17 protein-coding genes are annotated in these 9,537 nt (G+C 64.3%); 6 read left to right on the top strand and 11 right to left on the bottom strand.

The features are described from left to right. The 3 genes from WEA77_RS14660 to WEA77_RS14650 form a co-directional block, all read left to right on the top strand. A partial coding sequence (locus WEA77_RS14660; RefSeq protein ID WP_368068618.1) for a DUF5655 domain-containing protein occupies window positions 1-326 on the top strand: 326 nt, incomplete at its 5' end. Window positions 327-377: 51 nt separating this feature from the next. Next, a complete protein-coding gene (locus WEA77_RS14655) occupies window positions 378-506 on the top strand; it encodes a hypothetical protein (protein ID WP_368068617.1) in 129 nt (42 codons plus the stop codon). Window positions 507-702: 196 nt separating this feature from the next. After that, window positions 703-948: a hypothetical protein gene (locus WEA77_RS14650; protein ID WP_368068616.1), complete on the top strand. Its 246-nt coding sequence runs from the start codon at window positions 703-705 to the stop codon at window positions 946-948. A 144-nt stretch (window positions 949-1,092) separates the two neighbouring features. Here WEA77_RS14650 and WEA77_RS14645 read toward each other — a convergent pair whose 3' ends face one another. Together WEA77_RS14645 and WEA77_RS14640 are read right to left on the bottom strand one after the other, a co-directional pair. Continuing rightward, window positions 1,093-1,629 (bottom strand): DUF3833 domain-containing protein, encoded by a 537-nt coding sequence (locus WEA77_RS14645; protein WP_368068615.1) that lies wholly within the window; start codon window positions 1,627-1,629, stop codon window positions 1,093-1,095. A gap of 77 nt (window positions 1,630-1,706) precedes the next feature. Continuing rightward, the gene (locus WEA77_RS14640; RefSeq protein WP_368068614.1) at window positions 1,707-2,813 is read right to left on the bottom strand and encodes an NADH:flavin oxidoreductase; all 1,107 of its coding nucleotides are present in this window, start codon (window positions 2,811-2,813) and stop codon (window positions 1,707-1,709) included. A gap of 114 nt (window positions 2,814-2,927) precedes the next feature. Here WEA77_RS14640 and WEA77_RS14635 point away from each other — a divergent pair, with 114 nt between their 5' ends. Then, on the top strand, window positions 2,928-3,935 hold the full coding sequence (locus tag WEA77_RS14635; RefSeq protein ID WP_368068613.1) for a tetratricopeptide repeat protein: 1,008 nt from the start codon (window positions 2,928-2,930) through the stop codon (window positions 3,933-3,935). Between the two features lie 73 nt (window positions 3,936-4,008). Here the strand turns inward: WEA77_RS14635 and WEA77_RS14630 are convergent, their stop codons facing one another. The 9 genes from WEA77_RS14630 to fumC all read right to left on the bottom strand — a co-directional run bounded on the left by WEA77_RS14630 (window position 4,009) and on the right by fumC (window position 8,599). Beyond that, window positions 4,009-4,134, bottom strand: a complete 126-nt coding sequence (locus WEA77_RS14630) for a hypothetical protein (protein WP_368068612.1) — start codon at window positions 4,132-4,134, stop codon at window positions 4,009-4,011. Window positions 4,135-4,205: 71 nt separating this feature from the next. Beyond that, window positions 4,206-4,400 (bottom strand): DUF4169 family protein, encoded by a 195-nt coding sequence (locus tag WEA77_RS14625; RefSeq protein WP_368068611.1) that lies wholly within the window; start codon window positions 4,398-4,400, stop codon window positions 4,206-4,208. Continuing rightward, complete coding sequence (locus tag WEA77_RS14620) at window positions 4,397-4,987, bottom strand: GNAT family N-acetyltransferase (protein WP_368068610.1); 591 nt, start codon at window positions 4,985-4,987, stop codon at window positions 4,397-4,399. Before WEA77_RS14620 ends, WEA77_RS14625 begins: the two co-directional genes overlap by 4 nt. A 6-nt stretch (window positions 4,988-4,993) precedes the next feature. Then, entirely contained in the window at window positions 4,994-5,290 is a 297-nt protein-coding gene (locus WEA77_RS14615; RefSeq protein WP_368068609.1) for an aspartate decarboxylase, read from the bottom strand. A gap of 77 nt (window positions 5,291-5,367) precedes the next feature. Further along, window positions 5,368-5,667, bottom strand: a complete 300-nt coding sequence (locus WEA77_RS14610; protein WP_368068608.1) for a CcdB family protein — start codon at window positions 5,665-5,667, stop codon at window positions 5,368-5,370. Between the two features lie 4 nt (window positions 5,668-5,671). Beyond that, on the bottom strand, window positions 5,672-5,896 hold the full coding sequence (locus tag WEA77_RS14605; RefSeq protein ID WP_368068607.1) for a type II toxin-antitoxin system CcdA family antitoxin: 225 nt from the start codon (window positions 5,894-5,896) through the stop codon (window positions 5,672-5,674). Between the two features lie 67 nt (window positions 5,897-5,963). Beyond that, window positions 5,964-6,107 (bottom strand): hypothetical protein, encoded by a 144-nt coding sequence (locus WEA77_RS14600; protein ID WP_368068606.1) that lies wholly within the window; start codon window positions 6,105-6,107, stop codon window positions 5,964-5,966. Window positions 6,108-6,326: 219 nt separating this feature from the next. Next, complete coding sequence (locus tag WEA77_RS14595) at window positions 6,327-6,521, bottom strand: hypothetical protein (protein WP_368068605.1); 195 nt, start codon at window positions 6,519-6,521, stop codon at window positions 6,327-6,329. 674 nt (window positions 6,522-7,195) lie between these two features. Then, the gene (gene fumC / locus WEA77_RS14590) at window positions 7,196-8,599 is read right to left on the bottom strand and encodes a class II fumarate hydratase (protein WP_368068604.1); all 1,404 of its coding nucleotides are present in this window, start codon (window positions 8,597-8,599) and stop codon (window positions 7,196-7,198) included. A 154-nt stretch (window positions 8,600-8,753) separates the two neighbouring features. Here fumC and WEA77_RS14585 point away from each other — a divergent pair, with 154 nt between their 5' ends. Both WEA77_RS14585 and WEA77_RS14580 read left to right on the top strand, forming a co-directional pair. After that, complete coding sequence (locus WEA77_RS14585; RefSeq protein ID WP_368068603.1) at window positions 8,754-9,005, top strand: hypothetical protein; 252 nt, start codon at window positions 8,754-8,756, stop codon at window positions 9,003-9,005. Next, complete coding sequence (locus WEA77_RS14580) at window positions 9,002-9,364, top strand: RusA family crossover junction endodeoxyribonuclease (RefSeq protein ID WP_368068602.1); 363 nt, start codon at window positions 9,002-9,004, stop codon at window positions 9,362-9,364. Before WEA77_RS14585 ends, WEA77_RS14580 begins: the two co-directional genes overlap by 4 nt. Window positions 9,365-9,537: the final 173 nt, after the last annotated feature.

The raw sequence follows: 9,537 nt of genomic DNA, 5'->3' as shown, positions 1-9,537 counted from the left end.
CGCCGGCCAGTACGCCGGCCGCGAAGCGCTGCGCCGCGTCTATGACGCGCTCGAAGCCCATGCCCGCACGCTCGGCAAGGAGGTCGAGATCTCACCGAAAAAAAACCAGCGCCGCCTTCCGCCGTTCAAAGAACTTCGCGCTCGTAACCCCCGCCCCGAAGACGCGCATCGACCTCGGCCTGAACCTCAAGGGTAGGGCGCCCACCGCCCGCCTCCTTGCGGAAAAGCCAGGCGCGATGTGCACCCACAAGGTCGGGACCGGGTCGCTCGTCGATCTCGGCGCCGAACTGAAAGGCTGGCTTAAAGCGGCCTGCGACAAGGCCTGACCTGTTCTGCCCGGGCCCTGCGCCTGTAGCGGTAGCAGCCCGAGCGTTGCCATGACTGATCCCGGAAAGACCGCCCCTGTTTTCCGCTTCGGCCTCGCGGACCGGCTGGGCACCGCGTTCACCACCGGACTGTTCTGGCCGTACTGGTCGGCGCGGCGCGCGCCGCAGCGGCGGTGCTGAGGGACGGCAAGACCTTCGCCGCGCCGGGCTTGCGGTGACGGTCGATTTCCTCCTGCAACCTGCGAGCATCGCCGCGCGCGAGTGCCGGATGAAGCTGCACTGGCGCCTCTCACTGGGGCGCGGGGGGCCTGGCTGCGCCTGCCCACCGGGCGCCTCCTGTTGGGCCGCGCGCCCGCCTTTGATACCTCTGTGCTCCATGACGACATCTGCCAGCTTGAATGGCGCGAGGAAGCGATCACCAGCGCGGGCATGGGTCACACTCAACAAGGTCTATGGCGTCCGCCTGGAGGATGGCCGCCTGATCCTCCTCGTCGAGGACCGCCTGGTCCGGCGCACCAAACTGCGGGGCACCCTCGCCGGCGAAGCCGTTCAGGCCCTCGCCCGCGCCGGCGATGTGCGCTCCGGGGCCAGCCCACGGCGCGCGGCGAAGGTGGTTTTCTGACGCCAGTGGTTACCTCGCGCCCGGATTGGCCGGGCACGGATGATACTTCCGCCACGAGCGAAGGCGAACAACGCGCCCTCTGCTCCAGGCGCGCCCTGGCCAACCTGATCCCAGCCGCCGCCTTTTCGGCCGTGCTGCTGGTCGTCAGCCTTTCCGGAACGCGATCGTGACCTGGCCGATCTCTATGCCGTAGCGGGTGACATAAGCCCGGTTGATCAGCAGGTCGTCCTCCATCAGGAACATCCAGTCATTGAACCCGACATTCCAGACGCTCTTGCCGACCTTCAGGTCGACCTTGTATTTCCAGTTGAACGCATTGCCGCTTACCTGACCCACCGCGGGCACCGGCACATCGCCCGCCGTGCCGCGATACTTGCCATCGCCGAGGATGTCGATTTCCCAGACCCGCGTGTCGCGCTCGCCGTCGTCATAGATAAACTTCTCGGTCAAGGTCAGGCGGTTGCCCGCCACCTCCCCCGTAATGTCCACTTTGAACTGGCGGCGCACCTTGCCGAACCGGTCCTCGAACAGTCCATAGGCGGTCGTCTGACCCTCGAAATATTCCTCCAGAACCAGCTGGCGCGGCGCCGCCTCGAACTGCTCAAGCGAACTGCTGGAGGCGCACCCCGCCACCGTCGCAGCGGCAAGGAAAGCGGGAGCAACGAGGGCGGCACGTTTCATGGGCGGGGTCCGGTCTGCAATCAAACTTGTAGCCCTGATACGCAGACCGGGCCCTGCCGGATGAAAATTGGCCTCAGCTAGTACAGAGTTGCAAGCGCCTTGCCGTCATAATCGGCGAGATCGGCGAAGCGGCCTTCCTTGACCTTCTTTGCCCATTCCGGGTCCTGGAGGACGGCGCGGCCGACGGCGACGAGGTCAAACTCGCCCTTGTCGAGGCGGGCTTCCAGATCGTCCAGCGAACGCCGCGGGGCGCCTTCCCCGGCAAAAGACTTTTCGAAATCGCCGTTGAGGCCCACCGAGCCGACCGTGATGGTCGGCAGGCCAGTCAGTTTCTTCGCCCAGCCGGCACCGTTCAGGCCATGCTCGCCGTCGATCTCAGGGAATTCCGGCTCCCAATAGCGGCGCTGCGAAACGTGCAGGCAGTCGACGCCCGCATCGACGAACACTTTCAGGAAAGCCTCCAGCTCCTGCGGCGTCGGCGCAAGGCGCGCGGTATAATCCTGCTGCTTCCACTGCGAATAGCGCAGGATGATCGGGAAATCGGCGCCGACTTTCTTGCGGATCTCGCGGATGATGTCGCCGCCGAAGCTGGCGCGGTCGGCGAGGCTGCCGCCATAGCGGTCGGAGCGCTTGTTCATTGCGTCCCAGAAGAACTGGTCAATCAGGTAACCATGCGCGCCGTGAATCTCCAGCGTGTCGAAGCCGAGGCGCCTGGCGTCGGCGGCGGCGTCAGCATAGGCCAGCACCATGTCGTCCACGTCCGCCGTGGTCGGCTCCGGCAGCACCTGCTTGCCGGTATGGGTGACGCCCGAGGGGCTGTCTGTCGGCGCGTCCGGCTCCGGCCCCGTGCCCTGCTTGCGAACCATGCCCTGGTGCCAGATCTGCGGGGCGATGGCGCCGCCGTTCGCATGCACCTTCTCGACCACGCGGCCCCAACCCTTCAGGGCATCGGCCTTGTAGAAGTTCGGCACATTCGGATCATTCGACGAACCTCCCCGGCGCACGGTCGTGCCCTCGGTGACCAGCAGGCCGACATCGGCGGCGGCGCGGCGGGCATAGTAATCTGCCACATCCTCGCCCGGCACACCGCCCGGCGAGCGCGAGCGCGTCATCGGCGCCATGACGACCCGGTTCCTGAGTTCGAGTTTGCCGAGTTTGAAGGGGGTGAACAGGGTGCGCGCCATGGATTTGTCCTCTTGAAGCTGCGCGAGAGTTGGGACGCGGGGCCCGCTTCGTCAACCATTGACGCCGCGCACGGGCGGCGCCACCTGTAACCTGATGCGTTAGCGGGGGTAAAGATGAAGCGATTGCTCGTCCTGGGTCTGGCCGGCCTGGTGGCCGCCTGCCAGACGCCAGGCTATGACTATTCGGGTCGCGCAGCGCCGAACTATCCCGCCGCGCTGGACTATACCGATGTCGTCACCGGACGCTTTGACGGGCCTGCCGGGGATGTGGCCGAGGCCGGATTCGACGCGCTGATCCGCTCCGCCGAACTGGAAGGACGGCCCTGGTTTATCGTGATGGATCCAGACCGTCCGCAGGGCCGCTATACAGGCGGCGTCGCCGTCATGAGTTACCGGGGCGAAGTGCGCCGGGAAACTGAGCGGCGCTGCGTCGAGTATGACGCCCCCTTCGACTGCGAGCGCCGCGCGGTGGTCGAGAGCGAGTGCCTGAAGGAGATCGTCGATGTGGAGGTCACCGCCACGCTGGTCGACATCGCTTCGAACCGGCCGGTCTTCACTTCCGCCAAGGGCGCCACGACCGAGCGGGAAGACTGCTATGATGTCGGCGAATATCCGGATACGGATCAACCGACCGGCACCGCCGGTTCCACGATCCACGAGACCTACAATCCCTATGACGCGCCCTATGGCATGATCCGCGACGCCGTTCCGGAAGCCGTGCGTCTCTTCCGCTTCGACATCGCGCCCTATATCGCGAATTTCCGGGCCGAGATCGTTACCAAGCCGCTGACCGGCGAGGAGAAAGGAGATGGGCGCTTCGCCGCCGCCGTTAAGGCGACCCGGCAGGGCAACTTTCTCGGCGCCTGCGCCCAGTGGGACGAGCTTGCCGCCGCCTATCCCAACGCGCCGGGCATCCTGCACAACCAGGGCGCTTGCGCCGAAGCGCGCGGCAACCTGCCCGAGGCGCATTCGCAATATGCCCGCGCCGCCGAACTCGCGCGCGCCATCCCGCTGCTGAAGGAAAAGGACGCCAAACCGATCTTCGATGCCCTCGAGCGTGTCAACCGGGGCCGCTACGACAACAGCCTGATCGACCGCGCGAAAGATACCGGCGGAAGTTGACACGGAGGGCGGGTTTAAATCCCGCCATCGCAAACGCCGGAATAAGACGGCGGGACTTCACCCCGCCCGACGTTCAGCCCTGGAAAACGCCGATCAGCGGCAGGCCGGCAGCGCTGGCTTCAGCCGCGATGCCCCAGACGATTCCGGCGGCGAAGGCCACAGCGCTGAACACGGTCTTCTGGAGGATATTTTTCGCCAAGACCCGCACTCCCACACTGGCACACCGCCAGTGACGAAGTGCAAAGCGGGGGCCGTCTTGTCAACGCTTTTTTAACCGTCTTTTGGATCAGACATTTCGCGGCGATGGCTTTCGGTCAGCTTCGCCTGCATTTCGGCCTTCGCGGCCTCGAGTTTCTTCTCCGCTTTCGTTCGTCCGAACTTCGCGCGGTTCTCCTTCGCGCGCTGCTCGGCCCCGGCTTTCTCCTTCGCCTTGCGGGCCTTGTTGAGATTGATCGGGGTTGTCACGTCGCCGCGATCCGCGCATCCAGCCGCGCCTTCACCTCTAGCCATTCGCGGTCGAGGATCGAGAAGAAGGCCGTATCGCGCACGAACCCGTCGGGCAGTGTCCGGTGATTGCGCAGCACGCCTTCGTGCGCTGCGCCAAGCTTCAGCACCGCCGTCTTGGACCGTGTATTGCGGTTGTCCACCTGGTACTGCACGCGCCTTGCGCCCCAGTCCTCGAACAGATGCGCCATCAGCAGGCGCTTGCATGAGGGATTGACCGCCGTGCCCTGCGCGTCTGGCGCGTAGCAGGTCATGCCGATCTCGACGCTCTTGTTAACCTCGCTCGGGTCGAGCCAGCTGGTGATGCCGAGGAAGGCGCCGTCTGCGGGCCTGGTCACGGCGAAAGCGATCATCGACCCGTCAATCGTCCGCTTACGGATAACCTCAATCCATTCGCCAACCCAGTCGCCCGGGCCCCGGTGGGACCAGAGCCGGAAGATCTCCGGCGCGCGTTCGGCGAGCGCGTACAGCGCCGCCCCGTCCGCGGCGGGCTCGAACGGGCGCAGGCGCACATGCGCATTCTCGAGGATGACAGGCGCGGGCGCCATGGCGGCTCAGTCCTTGTTGGCGTCGCGCCACTGTTCCATCGCCAGTGAGATCGCGAAGGTTTCCCGGTATTTAGGACTGGACGCCGGGCGCGGCGGCTTCTGCGAGGTCAGCGCCATGATCTCGGCCAGCTTGTTATGCGCGGCGCCCGCCTGCCCGGCGCCGATATAGGCATGCAGCTCGACCAGCGCCGAGGACATCGGGTCATGCGCACGGATGACGAAATAGGGCTCGTCATCGGCCAGCTTGTTCAGCACATCGAACTGCGACGGATTGGATTTGGAGCCGACAGGGGGCTTGGACATGGAATGGGTCTTTCTGGCCGGGAGATGATTCTCTGCGTGCATCTTATCCACCCGCCGCGCCAGCGTCAGCAAGACTGTCAGATGCCGAAGAAAAGCCGGTTTATGGCATTGGCGACGGCGTGTTCGTGTCCGATGCAGGTGCCTACCTGCGGCCCCAGTTCCTTCAGAGGAATGGCCGCCATCTGCTCGGTGGCGAGCACCAGCGGCAACAGTCCAAGCCGGAGAACCGGGTTGAGTCCGATCGCTTGCGGAAAGGTATCCGGGTCCATCAATGGCGCTGCCACGACGCACCCTGTTTCCGCGATCTGAGGACCGCTGAGCACCAGCACCAGGCGTTCCGGCGCGCGCTTCAAACGGAAAACGGCCAGACTGTCCACGAGGTCAAAACAGGCGCAACCGGTCCGACCAGAGCCCATCTTCTGCGATCAGCCTCGCCTTTGTCTGAAGTGCCTCTCGGTTCTCTTCGCCCCACTGACGCATCCTTGCGTCCCGGGTCTCGTTCGCAATCGCGCGCTCCGATACCGCCGAAAGGTTCAATCCCCTCGCCTTCGCTTCCGTCACAAGCGCTGCATCAAGGGTCAGGTTGACGCGGATCTTCGAGGCCATGGCGGCTTCCTTATGCGTACCAGTTACACGTATATTTAATGCGCATAACCCATACGCACAATGGCCGTCAGCTCCCCTGCGCCGGCATGGTGTAACGTTCGACCCTGACGATTGCGCCGGTAAACCCGTCGATCCCGATCTCGATGACGACGCCGCCGGCATCAGCGCCCTCGAACTTCCAGGCGCCCCGGCGGGCCTTGCCCTCTCGCACCGAGGCAAGGCCCTGCGCTTTCGCAATTTTTCCAGGGCCTTCGTTTCAGTCACGTCGAGCCCGGCAGCGCTCCGGTCATCAGTGCCCCTGCCGGCGATGGCGGGGCCCGCGCCGACGAGCATCAGGAGAGCGGCGCGCAGCGTGCTTCCGAACAGTTCGGTCATGTCGGTGGGTCCTCAGGCTGGGGCGGGGCAGGCATGGGATCGCCCGGCCGCGGTTTTAAGGCAGGCGCCTTTCAAAGCGCCGGGGACGGTCCGCCGCCGCCGCTGAGCGGCTTGCCGCCCGGCATGGGGCGCGGATCGAACAGACCGGCAAAGGCCGGGTCGGGCAGGTAGCCGGGCCTTCGCAGGAGAGAAGGTTCACGATCAGGCCGCCGCGTCCCTTGCCGGTGCCGGTCGACGCGAAGGTGTTCATGTGGACTTCCCCGTGAAGCCAGAGCGGCGCCCCTGCCGCCAGCGCCGGCACACAGGCACTTGCGAAACCGAGCTGCGAACGAACTTCTTCCGTGCGCCGCCCGAGGAGAATACTGTCACCGGCATTCAGAACGCGATTGTCCGCCGGCGGAAGAATTTCAGCTTTAACCCTCCGCGCGGCAGGTTTGCGGCGCATCTTGGCGCGGCCGCCGGCTCCCGCGTCCGGTTTGGCAGATGCCTTTGGTTTCGCCTTGCGTTGCCTCACCGGATTTCCGGCCCCTGCCCCCTCAGCTTTCCGGTTTCATAGCGTGCCAGCTCACGCAGACATTTTCGTCTCTTCACGGAGGATGCTGGCCATCTCCCTTTGGGCAAAAGGCTCTTCAACACCTGTTGAACGTCAATAATTCATCTTATAAGAAATCATGAAAGGGTATCTTGCTGAAGTCATATTCCCTACACTGATGATATTTGTTTAGCCCGTCATCGCAGCAAGAAACCCGGAGGCCAGTACAAAACTCTTCGCAAGACATTTTTTGTGAGCCCGGTATGAAATCGACAGTCATGCATGCACGCACGCATGGATCATGCAGCAACGCGCTTTCACAGATGCATATGGGACGCAATTTTCAGCCGCCCGGGTCCAAAGTCTGGACAACGAACCCGGGCGAGACCTGATCAGACGGGATCGGGACCGATCATCTTCTCCGGGCGCACGATGGCGTCGAAGTCGGCTTCGGAGATGCCGAGTTTCAGGGCTTCGACTTTCAGTGTCGTGCCGTTCTTGTGCGCGGTCTTGGCGACTTTCGCCGCGAGGTCGTAGCCGTACTTTTCCTTAAGCGGCGTCACCAGCATCAGCGAGTTTTCAAGGCCGCGCTGGATATTGTCGAGGCGTGGCTCGATGCCGACGACGCAGTTCTCGGTGAACGAGACCGACGCATCGGCGAGCAGGCGCACGGACTGGAGGAAGTTATAGGACATCATCGGGTTGAACACGTTGAGTTCGAAATGGCCCTGGCTGCCGGCAAAGGCGATGGCGGCGTTGTTGCCGAGAATATGGGCGCAGACCTGGGTCAAGGCTTCGCACTGAGTGGGGTTCACCTTGCCTGGCATGATCGAGGACCCGGGCTCGTTCTCCGGCAGGGCGAGTTCGCCAAGTCCGGAACGTGGACCCGAGCCGAGGAAACGGATGTCGTTGGCAATCTTGAAGCAGCTCATCGCCACCGTCGTGATGGCGCCGTGGGTGAAGACCATCGCGTCATGTGCGGCGAGGGCTTCGAACTTGTTCGGGGCGGAGGTGAATTTCAGGCCAGTGATCTGGCTGATCTTGTCTGCCACCATTTCGGCAAAGCCTTCCGGCGAGGCGAGGCCGGTGCCGACGGCTGTGCCGCCCTGCGCCAGTTCCATCAGCATCGGCAGGGTCATCTCGATCCGCTTGATGCCGTTCTCGATCTGCTTGGCATAGCCGGAGAATTCCTGGCCCAGGGTAACCGGGGTTGCGTCCTGGGTATGCGTGCGGCCGATTTTGATGATGTGCGCCCAGGCCTGCGCCTTGTCGTTCAGCGCGTTTTGTAGCTGTTGCAGCGCCGGGACGAGCCGGTGGACGACCTGCTCGGCGCAGGCGATATGCATGGCGGTCGGGAACGTGTCGTTGGACGACTGGCTCATGTTGACATGGTCGTTCGGGTGGATCGGCGCCTTGGAGCCGACCTTGCCGCCAAGGATCTCGATGGCGCGGTTGGAGATCACTTCGTTGGCATTCATGTTCGACTGGGTGCCCGACCCGGTCTGCCAGACGACCAGCGGAAAATGCGCGTCCAGCTTGCCCTCGATCACCTCATCGGCCGCCTGGACGATGGCGCGGCCTACCAGCCGGTCCATCTTCTCCAGCGACATGTTCACTTCAGCGGCGGCCTTCTTGACGATGCCGAGGCCCCGGATGATCGGCTGCGGCTGCCTTTCCCAGCCGATCTTGAAATTGCCCAGCGACCTCTGAGCCTGCGCGCCCCAGTACTTGTCGGATTCTACTTCAATGGGCCCGAAAGTGTCGGTTTCGGTGCGGGTGGCGGGGGGCTTGGCCATGGCGGGTTCCATTCAAATCAGGGCTGGTCAGGATTGGCGGGCGGTTTAGCATGGCGCGGACAGACCGCAACACTTGCCCCCTTGACCCTGCCCCGCCGGAGATCACCCCCTGGATAGCCTGATTGCCAAGATTTCGGAGCCGGAAGTTCTCGCGGTGCTGGTAGTGTCTTTTGTGCTGGGCTTCATGGCGCGGGGCGCCGGCCGGGGTTCGGCGCCTATGACGCCTGAGGCGGTGCACGCTTGCCTCGCGGGCATGACCGCAGCGCAATGGGCCGGTGTGGACGCCGAGATCGAGGCGGGGCAAACCATCGGCGCGATCCGGCTGCTGCGAAAGGCGAGCGGGATCGGGCTGAAGGACGCGCGCATGGCGGTAGAAGCGCGGCTGCGTCAGCGGGTTGTGAATTGAGCGCGGGCTGGATCCAGAGCGGAAAGGTGCGCGCGCGCATCACCGGGGATGGCGCGCTGGAGGTGGCGTGCACCGGGCTGACAACGCAGACGAAGTATTACAAGACGCTGCTGCGGGAGTTTTTCCGCAAGGATTTCCCGCGCCTGCGCCCTGGGTATGGGGATTATTCCGTACACATCGTGATGGAGCATCTGGGCGAGGCGCCGTGGATGGACCTCGACAACCTGGCGAAGGCGCTGCTGGATTCGCTGGTGGGGAACGTGTTCGAGGACGACCGTCAGGTCGCGCGGCTCTTGGTTGAGCGGCGCGGGGCGGAGCGGGACGGGATATGGATGCGGGCGGAGGCGATAGAGGTTTAGGGCGACTTTGCGCCCCGGGCGCCTCACCTCCCATTGCTGCGTAACGGGCTCCTTCACGCCCGCGATGCGCAGGGTTGCCCGGGGAAAATGATCATGAGCAGAATCCCAGGCTGAGCTGTGCGGGGCGGGAAAGCGGCGTCAGGGTTCGACGATCAGTTTCTCGAGGCCGCGGA

It is taken from the genome of Hyphomonas sp., assembly GCF_040882205.1.
Lineage (GTDB): Bacteria > Pseudomonadota > Alphaproteobacteria > Caulobacterales > Hyphomonadaceae > Hyphomonas.
This window is presented reverse-complemented; position numbering and strand designations above follow the sequence as displayed.